Here is a 14,125-nt window from a genome sequence, read left to right on the forward strand (position 1 = left end):
AGCTCACTAAAGCATTTGCCAGTAGTGAGCTCTTTTTTATTGTAATTAATTGCTTTTAAAATCTGTAACCTACAGATAAACCTGCTCTAAAAATAAAATCGTCCTGAAATTCTTTAGGATTTATATTTCTACCAAAACCACCATTTAGCTCTAATGTAAAACGTTCGCTACGTGTTACCCACTTGTAACCACCACCTAAACCTAGAGCTACACCACTGTATTCTCCAACAATTCTAGAGCCCATATCATTGTATTTTTTTTCTCCCTTTAAATACAAACCAAAAGCTTCTGCAAAAGCGCCACTTCTAGGTAAATCTCCAAAGTAAGCCCTAAAGTTTGGTCCAAAACCAAAGCTACCATTGTAGTCTTCACCGTCACCATCAAAATGAAGAATTGCACCAACGCTAGTATCATCACCTAAAAAATACTCGTATCCAAATTCTACAGAAGTTGTTGCTAAAAACATACCAATGTTAAATTTAATTTCTTGGTTTTTATCAAAATTAGAGTAAGCTTGAGCAAATGCCATTTTGGCTCCCAATAAAAATACTACTACTAATAATCCTTTTTTCATAATGTTAGTGTTTTCTATATCTCATTTTTCAATTGGCAAAAATAGAACTTTTTGTAAGAATCTCTGTCATTCATTTTTCATAGAACCCTTTGTTTTTTCTATTTTTAACCTTTTAATTACATATAATGAAAATAGTATCCTATAACGTTAACGGTATTCGCGCAGCAATTAATAAAGGTTTTATAGATTGGCTTACCGCTACAGACCCAGATGTTATATGCCTTCAGGAAATAAAAGCCCTTAAAGAGCAGTTAGATTTATCTTTGTTTGAAGAGGCTGGCTACAGCTATAACTATTGGTATAGCGCACAAAAAAAAGGCTACAGCGGTGTTGCTATTTTATCTAAAATAGAACCAGATAATGTTACTTATGGCACAGGTATAGATTATATGGATTTTGAAGGCAGAAATATTAGAGCAGATTTTGGAGATATTTCTATTATGAGTATGTATCTACCATCTGGTACAAATTTGGCTAGACTAGATTTTAAACTAAAATATATGGATGACTTTCAGAAATATATTAATGAATTAAAAAAAGACAAACCTAATATTGTTGTATTAGGAGATTATAATATATGTCATGAAGCTATAGATATACATGATCCTGTACGTAATAAAAACGTATCTGGCTTTTTACCTGTAGAACGAGAATGGATTGGAAATTTTATAAAAAGCGGTTTTATAGATAGTTTTAGATATTTTAACACAGAGCCACACAACTACTCTTGGTGGAGCTACAGAGCTAACGCAAGAAACAATAATAAAGGTTGGCGATTGGATTACGGAATGGTTAGCAAAACCTTAGAAAACCGCCTTAAAAGAGCTGTTATATTAAAAGAAGCTAAGCATAGTGACCATTGCCCAATTTTAGTAGAACTAAAAAATTAAACATCCTAACCAATTATTAAAATGGCACCACAACTCCTAAACCCAAAAGATTTTGAAGCCTTAATTAATGGAAAAAGAGTAGCTCTTTATACCTTAAAAAATACTCAAGGTTCTATTGCTCAAATAACAAACTATGGTGGCACTTTAGCATCATTATGGGTAAAAGACAAAAACAATGATTTTAAAGATGTTGTTTTAGGATATAAGTCTTTACACGAATACCAAACAAATCCTAATGCCTATTTTGGTAGTATTGTGGGTAGATATGCTAACAGAATTGCAAAAGGTAAATTTACACTAGACAATAAAACCTACAATTTAGCTGTTAATAATGGAGAAAACCACTTACACGGTGGCACTACTGGTTTTGACGCCGTTGTTTGGGATGCAAAACAACCTACAGAAGATACGCTAGAGCTAACTTACGTTTCTGCAGATATGGAGGAAGGTTACCCTGGTAACTTAGCGGTTAAGGTACAATACCACCTAACAGAAAAAAATGCCATTAAAATAAAGTATTGGGCTATTACAGATAAAACAACAGTAGTAAACCTAACAAACCATTCTTATTTTAATTTAAACGGAGAAGGCACTGGTGACATTTTAAACCACAAACTACAAATTAATGCATCTTCTTTTACAAGTATAGACAACACTTGTATACCTACAGGAGAATTAACTCCTGTTAATGATACTCCACTAGATTTTAGAAAAGAAAAACCAATTGGTAGAGATATTGATGCTGATTATAAACAATTAATTATTGGCAATGGTTATGACCATAATTTTGTTATTGACCAAAATACAACTCTAAACTTAGTGGCAACTGCTAAAGCACCTAGTACAGGTATTATTATGGATGTATATACTACAGAGCCAGGTGTGCAATTATATACTGGTAACTTTATTAATGAAAATTTAGTTGGTAAGTCTGGAAAAAAATACCATCCTAGAGCAGCTTTTTGTTTAGAAACCCAGCATTATCCAGACAGCCCTAACAAGCCTCAGTTTCCTACTGTGGTATTGCATCCTAAAGAAGAATACCACAGCGTAACTTTATATAAATTTAGTACAGTAAAATAGTTTACTTATTAGCCACTACTTTGTACGTTGGGTCTTCCATTACATTCACATCAATTATGTCATCTGCATTAGATAACAAACGTATGCAGTCTTTACTTAAATGACGTAGATGAACTTTTTTACCCACTTTGGCATAACGTTCTGTTATTTTATTTAGAGCCTCAATACCACTCATATCAGTAACTCTACTTTCCTTAAAGTCTATAATAACTTCGTCTGGATCATCCTGCACATCAAACTTTTCATTAAACAGCGTTGTAGATCCAAAAAATAAAGGTCCGTATATTTCGTAATGTTTAACTCCGTTTTCATCAATATGCTTTCTGGCTCTAATTCTTTTGGCACTTTCCCAAGCAAATACCAATGCAGAAATTATTACTCCTATTAAAACAGCTAACGCTAAATTGTGTAAAAACACGGTAATTAAGGTAACCAATATCATTACAAAAATATCTGGCTTAGGCATTCTTCGTAAAGCCTTAAAGCTAGCCCACTCAAAAGTACCTACAGAAACCATTACCATAACACCAACTAATGCAGCTATAGGCACAAGCTCTATTACCGGCGCACCAAACAATATAATAACCAATATAGTTAACGCAGCAATTATACCAGATAATCTTGCTCTTGAACCTGCAGATAAGTTTACTAAAGTTTGTGCAATCATAGGGCAACCACCCATACCGCCAAAAAAACCGTTTAATATGTTTGCCCCACCTTGAGCTACACACTCTCTATTACTGTTTCCTTTTGTTCCTGTAATTTCATCAACCAAGTTTAAAGTAAGTAAACCTTCTGTTAAACCAACAGCCGCCATTATTAATCCATAAGGTAAAATAATTTTAAAGGCTTCTAATGTAAACGGAATTGCTGGTATATGAAAAGAAGGTAATGTACCACTAAGCGACTTTAGTGGCTCTCCTGGTAATGTATCTTGATTTATAATATCTACAACTTGCTTTGTTTCTATATTAAAGAAATACACTACCAAAAACACAACAATAATACCTATTAATGATGCTGGAACAGCTTTTGTAAATTTGGGAACAAAAACAATTATTGCTATGGTAAACAATACCAAACCTAGCATAGTATACAATGTTTCACCTGTTAACCAAACTGCAGCATCACCAACACCAATTTTAAATTGGTCCATTTGTGCCATAAAAATAATAATAGCCAAACCGTTAACAAACCCAAACATTACTGGCTGTGGCACTAAACGAATAAATTTACCAAGCTTTAAAAAACCTATTATCATTTGTATAACACCTGCCAAAGCAACTGCCCCAAAAACGTATTCTAATCCGTGAGAATTCATTAAGGCCATAAGTACAACCACAGTTGCCCCAGCTCCACCAGAAATTAACCCTGGCCTTCCTCCAAATATGGCTGTAACCAAGCCCATAATAAAAGCACCATATAATCCTACTAGAGGTGAAAATCCTGCTAGAATTGCAAACATTAATGACTCTGGAATCATTGTCATTGCAACTGTTAATCCTGCTAAAATTTCATTCTTGTAGTCTACCTTCTGCTTAAAATCAAATAAATTTAAATACTTTTTCATTTTAGCTATAAAATTAAGGGCGCAAAAGTAGTGTTTATTGGGCTCTTATAGAAATAAACTGTGTAAAACTAAAAAACACTTCTTTAATTAATAAAAATCTAACACAACTCACTAACAAAACGTTTCTTAGCTTTGTAGTAAACACATCTATATAATGGCAAAACAAGACTTTACACTTATAGGAGCTGGTATAATGAGCGCAACGCTTGGCGTTTTATTAAAACAATTACTACCAGATGCAAAAATAGCTATTTATGAACGCTTAGATAAGGTTGGCGCAGAAAGCTCTGATGCTTGGAACAATGCAGGCACAGGACACTCTGCTTTTTGTGAATTAAACTACACACCAGAAAATGAACAAGGAGGCATAGATATTTCTAAAGCATTAAAAATTAGTGAGTCTTTTGAGGTATCTAAACAACTTTGGGCATACTTAGTAAAAAACAATTTATTACCTACAGAAGATCCTTTTATTAATGACATAGACCATATGAGTTTTGTATGGGGTGATGAAAACCTAAACTTTTTAAGAAAAAGACACAAAGCACTTACGGCATATCCTATTTTTAAAGATATGTTACATTCTGAAAATTATGATGAAATTAAAGAATGGGTACCCTTGATGATGACAGGCCGCAACAAAAACCAAACTATAGGAGCCACAAGAATGTCTATAGGTACAGACGTAAATTTTGGAGCTATAACCAGAGGTATGATTGCCTATTTACAGTCTTGTGATGGCGTAGAAGTGTTTTTAGGCCACCAAGTAGAAGATATAGATGACAAAAAAGATGGCACTTGGAAAATAGAGGTTAAAGATTTACATACAGATAAAGAAAAAACCATAGAAAGTAATTTTGTGTTTATTGGTGCTGGTGGAGGTGCACTAAAATTATTAGAAAAATCTGATATACCAGAAGCAGATGGTTATGGTGGTTTTCCAGTAAGCGGACAATTTTTAAAATGTAACAACCAAGATGTTATTTTACAGCATGAAGCCAAAGTTTATGGTATGGCAGAAGTTGGCGCACCACCAATGTCTGTTCCGCATTTAGATACTAGAATGTTAAATGGCGTACGCTCGTTACTTTTTGGTCCGTATGCTGGTTTTTCTACTAAGTTTTTAAAAAATGGTTCTTATTTTGATTTGCCATTGTCTATAGATGCTCATAATATTTTTCCTATGCTTAGGGCTGGTTTACACAACATATCATTAACCAAATACCTTATAGAGCAGGTGGTACAATCACCAGAAGAACGTTTTAAAGCTCTAGAAAAGTACTATCCAAATGCTAAAATTGAGGACTGGGAACTTATTACTGCTGGGCAAAGGGTACAAATTATAAAAAAAGACGCCAAAGAAGGTGGAGTGCTTAAATTTGGAACCGAAATTGTTACCAATAAAAACAAAACGTTGGCTGCTTTGCTTGGCGCATCACCGGGTGCATCTACATCTGTATCTATTATGTTATCTGTATTAAACCAATGTTTTCCTATGCAAGTAAAATCTAGAGCTTGGCAAAAAAAGCTAACAGAAATGATTCCGTCTTTAGGGCACTCACTAATTACAGATGAAAAACTTTGTAAAAGCACAAGAAATTATACTACTAGTATTTTAAAATTAGAAGACCAATAAACATAAAAAAACCGCCTTAAACATACTACTGTTTAAGACGGTTTTACAACTAATAACCAACCTAAAAATTCTTTTTATTTTATACGCTGTCTCTTTACAGTTTTTATACCGTTAGTAGACTTTGTTCTTTTTTTATCTGAAGCAGATGCATCACCTTTTAAATATTGTATGTATCCTAATCCAGTAAATTCATAAACCGTGCCAGAATTTGGATGATACAATTCTATAGTACTATCATTAATTACATAAAGCTCAAAATAATCATCACCCATAAAGTCATAATCCAACTCTAATAGCTTTAAAGTTTCATCTCCTTCCACATCAAAAACTTTATAATCACCTTCATAATCCCACTGTAAATTTCTTGGTCTGGTACCATTATTATCTATAGATGACCTAAAAACATCGGCATTACCATCTGTAAAAAATTGTAAAAAGTTTTCTGCATCAAATTCATTTATAGCTCCTTCTTGGCTTGTGTATGTTTTTTCCCAAACATCATATTCCTGTAAAAAGTATTTTAAATTATCATAAAATACGTAATCATAATCAAACGTGCTTTGCCTGTAACCCCTTAAGTAGTATGATGTGTTTGTGCCAACATCTAATAGTTCTAGAGTATTGCTATTTACCACATATACCTCTAGTGGCCACCTACCATCTACACTATGGTTTACTCGTATACCATCATTAAAAACATCATAATTACCAACATCTACACCATAGCCGCCACCGGTTTTACCAATACCCACAATATTATTATTAGCATACAAACGGCCATTATTAAATGTAATAGTAAATGCACGTTGTAAAAAAGGTACTTCGCCGTTTCCTTGTGTAGCATTAATATCTACATACCAAAGGTCATATTTGTGTATAGCGTGTTCTACAGAAAATCCTGGTTCTATAAAATCATCTTCTATTATTATTTCAGAATAGCATGATGAAACTAAGGTTCCCAATAACAATAATCCTAATAGTAATTTTGTTCTCATAATAAAAAATGTATTGGTTCTGCCAAGTATAAAACAAAGGGCGTGCCAAAAAACTCAATATATTTATTATCAGTATTTTACATATTTAAATATGAACGTAATTATGCAATTTTTAATAGTTATTAAGTTTTGTAGTGGCAACAAACCGTTTGGTTACTGTATTTTAAAGTTTTATTAAATTGAAGCTATACAAGGGTTAATTTTCTACTTTCAATTAAATTTTATCTACTTTTGATTTTCTAAATATATTTTATGAAGAATACTACAAAATTTGCTGTTTTGGGTGGTGGTAGCTGGGCTACTGCAATTGTAAAAATGCTTACAGAAAATGTGAGCACAGTAAATTGGTATATGCGCAACACAGATGCTATTGCACATATAAAAGAACACAGTCACAACCCTAATTATATAAGCGCAGTAGAATTTAACACACAACAATTAGAATTAACCGCAGATATTAACAAAGCTATTGCCAATGCAGATGTTGTAATTTTTGCAATACCTTCTGCTTTTTTAGTTACAGAACTGCAAAAGTTAACAGTTTCTTTAGAAGGTAAAATTGTATTTTCTGCTATAAAAGGTATTGTACCAGAAACAGGATTAATTGTAGGTGAGCATTTTAATGAAACCTATAATATACCATTAGAAAATATTGGTGTTATTGCCGGTCCTTGCCACGCAGAGGAAGTTGCTTTAGAGCGCTTGTCTTACTTAACTATTGCCTGCGCAGATGAGAAAAAAGCCAAATTGGTGGCTAAAAACTTAAGTAGCGATTATATAAAGACAAAAACATCTGACGATATTATTGGTACCGAGTATGCTGCCGTGCTTAAAAACATTTACGCCATTGCTGCTGGTATGGCTCACGGTTTGGGCTACGGAGACAATTTTCAGAGTGTGCTTATGAGTAATGCTATTAGAGAAATGAAACGTTTTATTAAGCGTGTACACCATATGAAACGTAATATTAACAATTCTGCCTACCTTGGTGATTTGCTAGTTACTGGCTATTCTGTTTTTAGTAGAAACAGAATGTTTGGTAATATGATTGGCAAAGGATACACAGTTAAAAGTGCTATGATGGAAATGAGTATGGTTGCCGAAGGTTACTACGCTACTAAAAGTGCTCATTTAATTAACGAAAAACACAGTAAAAAGTCCAAAACTCCTATTATAGACGCAGTTTATGCTATTTTATACGATGGTAAAAATCCTAAAAAAGTATTTAATAACTTAACAGATAAACTAGACTAGCTACAATGGCTAAATTTTACAAAGCTTGTTTTTATAGTAATTCTATGCAATTGCTCTAAAAACAAGCTTTTTTATTTGTGTATTTCTAAAAACAACATAAATTGTAAGAAATTGATTCGGTTTTTTTATATCCAGTAGAAAAAAATAAAACAAGCCTATTAAATAAACCAATACAAATAACCAAACACCAACTAAATTTATGAGAAAAGTAAAATCTGTGTTATACAGAATAGTATTTATTATTGTATTCTCTTTACTAGCAAAATCTTGTGTTAGCGATTATATTTACGAAGGAGACAAAGATAAAATTGCGGAACGCCAACAAATGTTAGATGAAAACACGTTTGTAATTGCAGACTTATCTAACGAGTATACAGAAACCACTTTGGCAAAAGTTGTAAAAATGTACAAGTTTAATTATACTTTTACTTTAAATGGCCGCACTTATACAGATGAAATTTCTTTATCTACACTACCTAGTTTCCCTCAACTAAAACTTTACTATTTAAAAGAAAACCCTAATATAGTTTCTGAAGATCCACAGGCAGATATTGATACTGAAAATAAAAAAGGGAAATCTGTTACAGACCTTATTGTTGGTATTGTATGGGGAATTCTAGCGCTACTTATGGTACTCTCGTTTTTTGGAGGAAAAAAAGAAACAGAACCCAAAGTTGTACAAGAAGCAAAAAAACCAATTGCTACTAATACAGATGTACGTTCTGCAGAACAAAAAGAACAAGACCGTAAGGCCAAAGAAGACCCTAGTAGATTTTTACCTAAATAAAGTGGCTAATATTTTAAAGGATTGAAATAACATAGAAACAGTAACATAAAACTATGGATCAGAAAATAAAAACATTAAAAATTATTCACTTAGCTATAACCTTTGGGATTGTTGCTATTTATTTTACTTTAGGAGATATTACGGCCTTAAAAAGTTTTACTGTACCTGCTTTAGATGCGTCTTCAGTTGTATTTTTAGCATTACCATTAATTGCTGTTTTTGCTAGTAATTTTGTGTTTAAAAACACCCTAAAACAAGCTAAAAATATTAAAAACTTAGAAGACAAATTTGGTGTGTACCAAACTGCATCAATTATAAGATGGGCAATTTTAGAAGGTGCTGCTTTTATCATTCTATTTATAAAACCAGACTTTATGTTTTTTGGGCTTTTAATTATACTGTATATGGTATTTTTAAGTCCCACTTTAGATAAAATGAAAAACGATTTTGAAAGTGTACGCATAAAATAATTTAAACTAAATATGAAAAAAACACTAACCATTACAGCCCTTATTTTACTAACTATTGTTGGTTGTAAAACAGAACAGGAACAAAAAGTGAGCAATTTATCTAACCTATACGCCGTAGATGGTTTTATAGATTTTCCGTTTACTATTACAAACACCAAAGAAGATAAAGGCTATTACCAATACACTATTAAAGCTACTGTAGATAATGATACTATTGGTATGTTGGTTTCTTTAAAAAAGGATATTAAAGCAGGTTTTGTTAATGGTGAGCCAAAAAATATGTTTGTAGATAATGGTATTAAATTTACATCTATTGGCGAGCAAAGCAACAGATTATTAAGCTTTATGCGTAAAAAATATAATTTACCTGCTAAAGACAATACGTTAAAACAAGAACAAATTTTTACTTGCGCTAATCTTAATCAAAATGCTGTAGATTACAAAAATGGCAGTAGCAGATTTAAAATATTTTTAGAGGACGATGAAGAAAATGCCGAGCTTTTTGTAAACTTTAATTTTGCACAAAAAACCATAAACTTAAACGAAAAAGACAACTTGTACAGACCACAGTTGGTACGCTTATTAAGTAAGTAATTAATATACTACATAACTTTTAAATTTTAGTACCTTAGAGTTTATGAACAAACTAGACATAAGAACCGTAAACGTTGTACAGTATGTACAACCTTTACGAGAAGGTGGCTCTTTGCCTGCTATAGTTAAGGCAGATGATGATTTCCTTTATGTTTTAAAATTTAGAGGCGCTGGCCAAGGCACTAAAGCTCTAATTGCCGAGTTTATTGGTGGCGAGCTTGCACGTACTATTGGACTAAAAGTACCAGAACTGGTGCTTGCAAACCTAGACGACTCTTTTAGTAAAACAGAACCAGACGAAGAAATTCAGGATTTACTAAAATTTAGCGTTGGTCTAAACCTAGGATTACACTATTTATCTAGCGCTATAACTTTTGATCCGTTAGTAACTACCGTAGATGCCAAAACCGCTTCTAAAGTGGTGCTATTAGATAGTATAATTAGCAATATAGACCGTACTGCAAAAAACACCAACTTACTTATTTGGAACCAAGAATTGTGGATTATAGACAATGGTGCTAGCTTTTATTTTCATCATAACTGGCCTTTGTGGGAGAACCACCTAACCAGAACTTTTCCGTTAATTAAAGACCACGTACTGCTACCGCAAGCAACAGAATTAGACTTTGCAAAACAAGAAATTACAAGTAAAATTACACCACAAGTTATAAAAAATATTACCAATAGCATACCAGAAGATTGGCTAATAAACCAAACCGATTCTTTAACTCCTGCGCAAATGAGAGCTGCTTACACCACATATTTAAATGCAAAATTGGGTATGGTAGATGCACTAATAAAAGAAGCTAAAGATGCAAGATAAAGTTACGTTTGAATATGCCGTTATACGCATTGTACCAAAAGTAGAACGCGAAGAATTTTTTAATATTGGCGTTATTTTATTTAGTAAACGAAAAAAATTTTTAGGCGTAAAATACCATATAGATCGCACTAAACTAGAGGCTTTTTGTAAGGAGCTAGATTATAATTTACTGCAAGATTACCTAAAAGCCTGGGAACTGGTTTGTAAAGGAGAACCGGCAGGTGGCCCAATTGGTAAGCTAGAACTATCTGATAGATTTAGGTGGTTGGCAGCCTCTAGAAGTACCGTTATACAAAGCTCTAAAACACACCCTGGTTTGTGCAACAACCCAGAAGAAACCTTAGAAAAATTATTTGCTACTTACGTACTGTAGCACCCAACAAAACCCTATAAAAATGACTAACATTAAGCAACACACAAAAAGCATTTTTTTACTATTGGTAACGGCAGTTATAGTGCAGTCTTGCAATATAGAAACCACTTATGAGACAGTTAACGTTAAAAACAGATTTTCAGTTGTTTTACCTTCTTTTTTAACCAAAACCAATGACTTAAATGATGATGCAAGCCTACAATACCAAAATGAAAGAAGAGAATTTTACATAGCAGTAATAGAAGAATCTTTTGAGGAAGTAGATACTGCTATTGAATATTATGAAAAAGAAGAAAATATAGGGTATAAAAATACGCTAGAAGATTATAAAAAAATGACACTAGACGATTATAAAACACAGCTTACAAACGCAGAAATGTTTAATACAAAAGACACCGTAGTTAATAATATGCAAGCAATTACCACGCATTTAAGAGGAACAATTAACGGCGTAGACATATTTTACTCTATAGGTATTTTTAAAGGTAAAACAAGATATTACCAGGCAAACAGTTGGACGTTGGCAAGTAATGAAAATTTATATAAAGACGATTTAGATAAAATTATTTACTCTATAAAAGAAGTAGAAGAAACAGAGTAACTTTTACCTTTTTACCATAAAAAACCAAGCCTTTACTATTTAGACAAACCTCTAAAAAGTAAAGGTTTTTGTTTGTTTTAGAGCCACCTACAATGCTACACACAAATACACACCTACCAATTACCCTTAAAAAACTGCAAACTATACATTATTAAATACCAATTACGGAAATCTGTTTTTTTGATAAGGAGGAAGGGAGTAAATTGGGTTATTAAGTACTAATCATAAAGTTCTTGACATGAAAAAAACAATTATGTTAACCCTAATAAGCTTAATATCAAGTCTTATGTTTTCTCAGAACATAAACCAATTATATACAAAAAAAGAAGACCTAATTCATAAAAGAAAATATCTAGTTCTAAAAAAGAAAACTATTGAAAACCAAATAGATTCAATTAATAATAGTCTTCTTTTAATTGAAAACGAAATTGCAATACAAAACCAACTAGAGAATGCCACTAAAGCGTTACTAAAAAGAGATTCTAACTTGTTTAAACTTCCAAGTGAAAAAACAGAAATACTAGAAACTATAAACCAAAAAGAGCAGCTTTATCTAATAGAATATTATGAATATGGTAAGTATTACAAAGCTATTTACAATAATAAAATTGGTTATGTAAAAGAAGATGATATTTTAAAAACTAAGTTAGTTAACTCATTAAAAAAGAAAACCAATAATAACTCTTCTTCTCATTCCTCACAAAATAAATCTTCTTATTCAGACAGGCATAATTCACCTAAAAGTTATGTAACAAATATTTGTGGTGCTCTTACTAAATCCGGTAATTATTGTAAAAGAAAAGTGAAAGGCGTAGGCCACTGCTACCAACATTAAAATTGCATCAACCAGAAAATTCCATATCTTTAAAAGAAAAAAATGTCAAGTAACACAGAAATTAAATTATCATCTAACTGGACCAACCTTGGATTGTACTTGGGTACATTTGTAGTACTCATAATGATTCCAATTTTAGCAAAAGTTACCCAAGAGCAGGAGTTTCATATGGGTATGATTATAGCTGCTGCAGTATTTATAGCGTTAATTGGGTTTATTGTATACCAATTTATGTATATATGTGATGCGCGTGTTATTGGAGATAAACTTGTTTTAAAAAAGAAGTTTAGAGCTGCTAAACACTACCCTTTTGATAAAATAGGGTATCCAAAGTCTTTTCATTTAAAAAGATCTAAATACACCGTTGTAGAAATGCAAAACGAAGACAGAAGTCAAGAAAAATACCTTATAATGAACAATAGATCTTTACTTTCTTTTGAGACTAAAGACGCAGAACAAACTCTTATAGACCTAAGAAATATGGCAATGCGTAGTAAACAAACTAGTGTCTAAACACTAGCTTTTTATTACCCTAAAAACTGCCCTAACTTAGCTGGGGTTTGCAACAACCAACCTGTTAGACTGTATCTGTTTTTATATGATTTTAGTACAGCGTGCGGTACAACATCACTCTTAAACAACACACACCTACCTGCTAATGGCTCTACTAAAAACGAGCTATTATCTGGTTTAAAAATCTCCAACTCGCCACCATCACCTTTCTGCCAACCTTCATTTAAATACACAATAAAAGAAATGGTACGGTTATTTCTGTTTTTAAATTGGTCTAAATGTTTGGTATAATGTCCGCCAGGAGGATAGTTTGCAAAATGAAACTCGTACCCAGATAAACTTAAAAAACAATACCTATTAAATATCTGCACCGCTTGGTCTACAATTTTCCAAAAGACAGTAATTTCAATATCTCTCTCTTTGTTTAACCAAAAAGTATGGTCTCCTCTAATTTCGGTATGTACCACGTTTTTATCTAGCGCACCAATACCAGCTTGTGCAAAATAATTTAGCTTAGATAAAAAGAATTTTCTAACTTCTAAATACGTGCTTGTATCTAAAAAATCATCAATTACTACATAATCGTTACAAGAAAGCTCATCTACCCAGGAGAGCCACTTCTCTATTTGTATTTCAGTATTCAATTTCCTTTAAAAAAGGCGGCAAATATAGATTAAAAAACAACACGTAAAACAAAGCTAAAAATGTTAAATTTAAAAAATAGTACCTTTAAAGTAAAAAGCTAATATGAGTCTTAATTTAAAAGAAAAAGCAATTGCATTTTACAAAACTGCATATTTAGGAAATCCTAAAAAAGCCGTAGAATTATATGTTGGTGAAGAGTACATACAACACAACCCAGATGTTGAGAATGGTAAAGAGGGTTTTATAGCATATTTTGAGCGCATGCAAACAGAATACCCAAACAAAACCATTGAGTTTGTTAGGGCTATAACAGAGGGTAATCTGGTGGCTTTGCACACGCACCAAACGTGGCCTGGTAATGATGAGTATGTTACTATGGATTTTTTTAGATTTGACCAAAATGGTAAAATTATAGAGCATTGGGATGCCATACAACAAATACCAAAAACGTCTAAAAACAAAAATACTATGTACTAATGTGC

The 14,125-nt window shown here is 32.4% G+C and carries 17 protein-coding genes; 13 read left to right on the top strand and 4 right to left on the bottom strand.

Features of this window, described 5'->3' with window-relative positions:
- Window positions 1-55 precede the first annotated feature (55 nt).
- Entirely contained in the window at window positions 56-574 is a 519-nt protein-coding gene (locus PBN93_RS05415) for a hypothetical protein (protein ID WP_077405016.1), read from the bottom strand.
- A 125-nt stretch (window positions 575-699) separates the two neighbouring features.
- On the opposite strand from PBN93_RS05415, the gene PBN93_RS05420 reads away from it, so the two are divergent.
- Together PBN93_RS05420 and PBN93_RS05425 are read left to right on the top strand one after the other, a co-directional pair.
- Complete coding sequence (locus PBN93_RS05420) at window positions 700-1,464, top strand: exodeoxyribonuclease III (RefSeq protein ID WP_077405019.1); 765 nt, start codon at window positions 700-702, stop codon at window positions 1,462-1,464.
- Between the two features lie 21 nt (window positions 1,465-1,485).
- A complete protein-coding gene (locus PBN93_RS05425) occupies window positions 1,486-2,547 on the top strand; it encodes an aldose epimerase family protein (protein ID WP_077405023.1) in 1,062 nt (353 codons plus the stop codon).
- A gap of 1 nt (window position 2,548) precedes the next feature.
- On the opposite strand, the gene PBN93_RS05430 is transcribed toward PBN93_RS05425, so the two are convergent.
- The gene (locus tag PBN93_RS05430) at window positions 2,549-4,117 is read right to left on the bottom strand and encodes a SulP family inorganic anion transporter (RefSeq protein ID WP_077405026.1); all 1,569 of its coding nucleotides are present in this window, start codon (window positions 4,115-4,117) and stop codon (window positions 2,549-2,551) included.
- Between the two features lie 154 nt (window positions 4,118-4,271).
- Here PBN93_RS05430 and mqo point away from each other — a divergent pair, with 154 nt between their 5' ends.
- Window positions 4,272-5,753, top strand: coding sequence for a malate dehydrogenase (quinone) (gene mqo, locus PBN93_RS05435; protein WP_077405029.1), 1,482 nt, complete (start codon window positions 4,272-4,274; stop codon window positions 5,751-5,753).
- Window positions 5,754-5,827: 74 nt separating this feature from the next.
- On the opposite strand, the gene PBN93_RS05440 is transcribed toward mqo, so the two are convergent.
- Window positions 5,828-6,748, bottom strand: a complete 921-nt coding sequence (locus tag PBN93_RS05440) for a nicotinic acid mononucleotide adenyltransferase (protein ID WP_077405032.1) — start codon at window positions 6,746-6,748, stop codon at window positions 5,828-5,830.
- A gap of 252 nt (window positions 6,749-7,000) precedes the next feature.
- Here PBN93_RS05440 and PBN93_RS05445 point away from each other — a divergent pair, with 252 nt between their 5' ends.
- From PBN93_RS05445 to PBN93_RS05485, 9 genes are all read left to right on the top strand, one after another.
- Complete coding sequence (locus PBN93_RS05445; protein WP_077405035.1) at window positions 7,001-8,002, top strand: NAD(P)H-dependent glycerol-3-phosphate dehydrogenase; 1,002 nt, start codon at window positions 7,001-7,003, stop codon at window positions 8,000-8,002.
- A gap of 199 nt (window positions 8,003-8,201) precedes the next feature.
- Entirely contained in the window at window positions 8,202-8,789 is a 588-nt protein-coding gene (locus PBN93_RS05450) for a hypothetical protein (RefSeq protein WP_077405037.1), read from the top strand.
- A gap of 53 nt (window positions 8,790-8,842) precedes the next feature.
- Window positions 8,843-9,259: an MFS transporter gene (locus PBN93_RS05455; protein WP_077405039.1), complete on the top strand. Its 417-nt coding sequence runs from the start codon at window positions 8,843-8,845 to the stop codon at window positions 9,257-9,259.
- Window positions 9,260-9,271: 12 nt separating this feature from the next.
- Window positions 9,272-9,853 (top strand): hypothetical protein, encoded by a 582-nt coding sequence (locus tag PBN93_RS05460; RefSeq protein WP_077405042.1) that lies wholly within the window; start codon window positions 9,272-9,274, stop codon window positions 9,851-9,853.
- A 43-nt stretch (window positions 9,854-9,896) separates the two neighbouring features.
- Window positions 9,897-10,676, top strand: a complete 780-nt coding sequence (locus PBN93_RS05465; protein WP_271081628.1) for a HipA family kinase — start codon at window positions 9,897-9,899, stop codon at window positions 10,674-10,676.
- Window positions 10,666-11,049 (top strand): DUF3037 domain-containing protein, encoded by a 384-nt coding sequence (locus PBN93_RS05470; protein WP_077405048.1) that lies wholly within the window; start codon window positions 10,666-10,668, stop codon window positions 11,047-11,049. The genes PBN93_RS05465 and PBN93_RS05470 overlap by 11 nt, the downstream gene beginning before the upstream one ends.
- A 22-nt stretch (window positions 11,050-11,071) precedes the next feature.
- Entirely contained in the window at window positions 11,072-11,650 is a 579-nt protein-coding gene (locus tag PBN93_RS05475) for a hypothetical protein (protein WP_077405051.1), read from the top strand.
- A gap of 286 nt (window positions 11,651-11,936) precedes the next feature.
- Window positions 11,937-12,485, top strand: a complete 549-nt coding sequence (locus tag PBN93_RS05480) for a hypothetical protein (RefSeq protein WP_077405054.1) — start codon at window positions 11,937-11,939, stop codon at window positions 12,483-12,485.
- Window positions 12,486-12,527: 42 nt separating this feature from the next.
- Entirely contained in the window at window positions 12,528-12,998 is a 471-nt protein-coding gene (locus PBN93_RS05485) for a hypothetical protein (RefSeq protein ID WP_271081629.1), read from the top strand.
- 14 nt (window positions 12,999-13,012) lie between these two features.
- Here PBN93_RS05485 and PBN93_RS05490 read toward each other — a convergent pair whose 3' ends face one another.
- Complete coding sequence (locus PBN93_RS05490; RefSeq protein WP_271081630.1) at window positions 13,013-13,642, bottom strand: 2OG-Fe(II) oxygenase; 630 nt, start codon at window positions 13,640-13,642, stop codon at window positions 13,013-13,015.
- A 103-nt stretch (window positions 13,643-13,745) separates the two neighbouring features.
- On the opposite strand from PBN93_RS05490, the gene PBN93_RS05495 reads away from it, so the two are divergent.
- Window positions 13,746-14,120: a nuclear transport factor 2 family protein gene (locus PBN93_RS05495; protein WP_077405063.1), complete on the top strand. Its 375-nt coding sequence runs from the start codon at window positions 13,746-13,748 to the stop codon at window positions 14,118-14,120.
- Window positions 14,121-14,125 lie beyond the last annotated feature (5 nt).

It is taken from the genome of Cellulophaga omnivescoria (genome assembly GCF_027915275.1).
Lineage (GTDB): Bacteria > Bacteroidota > Bacteroidia > Flavobacteriales > Flavobacteriaceae > Cellulophaga > Cellulophaga omnivescoria.

Excerpts from the sequence above, each read along its gene's own strand:
- PBN93_RS05415 (WP_077405016.1), bottom strand. The coding sequence starts at position 574 with ATGAAAAAAGGATTATTAGTAGTAGTATTTTTATTGGGAGCCAAAATG.
- PBN93_RS05420 (WP_077405019.1), top strand. The coding sequence starts at position 700 with ATGAAAATAGTATCCTATAACGTTAACGGTATTCGCGCAGCAATTAAT.
- PBN93_RS05425 (WP_077405023.1), top strand. The coding sequence starts at position 1,486 with ATGGCACCACAACTCCTAAACCCAAAAGATTTTGAAGCCTTAATTAAT.
- PBN93_RS05430 (WP_077405026.1), bottom strand. The coding sequence starts at position 4,117 with ATGAAAAAGTATTTAAATTTATTTGATTTTAAGCAGAAGGTAGACTAC.
- mqo (WP_077405029.1), top strand. The coding sequence starts at position 4,272 with ATGGCAAAACAAGACTTTACACTTATAGGAGCTGGTATAATGAGCGCA.
- PBN93_RS05440 (WP_077405032.1), bottom strand. The coding sequence starts at position 6,748 with ATGAGAACAAAATTACTATTAGGATTATTGTTATTGGGAACCTTAGTT.
- PBN93_RS05445 (WP_077405035.1), top strand. The coding sequence starts at position 7,001 with ATGAAGAATACTACAAAATTTGCTGTTTTGGGTGGTGGTAGCTGGGCT.
- PBN93_RS05450 (WP_077405037.1), top strand. The coding sequence starts at position 8,202 with ATGAGAAAAGTAAAATCTGTGTTATACAGAATAGTATTTATTATTGTA.
- PBN93_RS05455 (WP_077405039.1), top strand. The coding sequence starts at position 8,843 with ATGGATCAGAAAATAAAAACATTAAAAATTATTCACTTAGCTATAACC.
- PBN93_RS05460 (WP_077405042.1), top strand. The coding sequence starts at position 9,272 with ATGAAAAAAACACTAACCATTACAGCCCTTATTTTACTAACTATTGTT.
- PBN93_RS05465 (WP_271081628.1), top strand. The coding sequence starts at position 9,897 with ATGAACAAACTAGACATAAGAACCGTAAACGTTGTACAGTATGTACAA.
- PBN93_RS05470 (WP_077405048.1), top strand. The coding sequence starts at position 10,666 with ATGCAAGATAAAGTTACGTTTGAATATGCCGTTATACGCATTGTACCA.
- PBN93_RS05475 (WP_077405051.1), top strand. The coding sequence starts at position 11,072 with ATGACTAACATTAAGCAACACACAAAAAGCATTTTTTTACTATTGGTA.
- PBN93_RS05480 (WP_077405054.1), top strand. The coding sequence starts at position 11,937 with ATGTTTTCTCAGAACATAAACCAATTATATACAAAAAAAGAAGACCTA.
- PBN93_RS05485 (WP_271081629.1), top strand. The coding sequence starts at position 12,528 with ATGTCAAGTAACACAGAAATTAAATTATCATCTAACTGGACCAACCTT.
- PBN93_RS05495 (WP_077405063.1), top strand. The coding sequence starts at position 13,746 with ATGAGTCTTAATTTAAAAGAAAAAGCAATTGCATTTTACAAAACTGCA.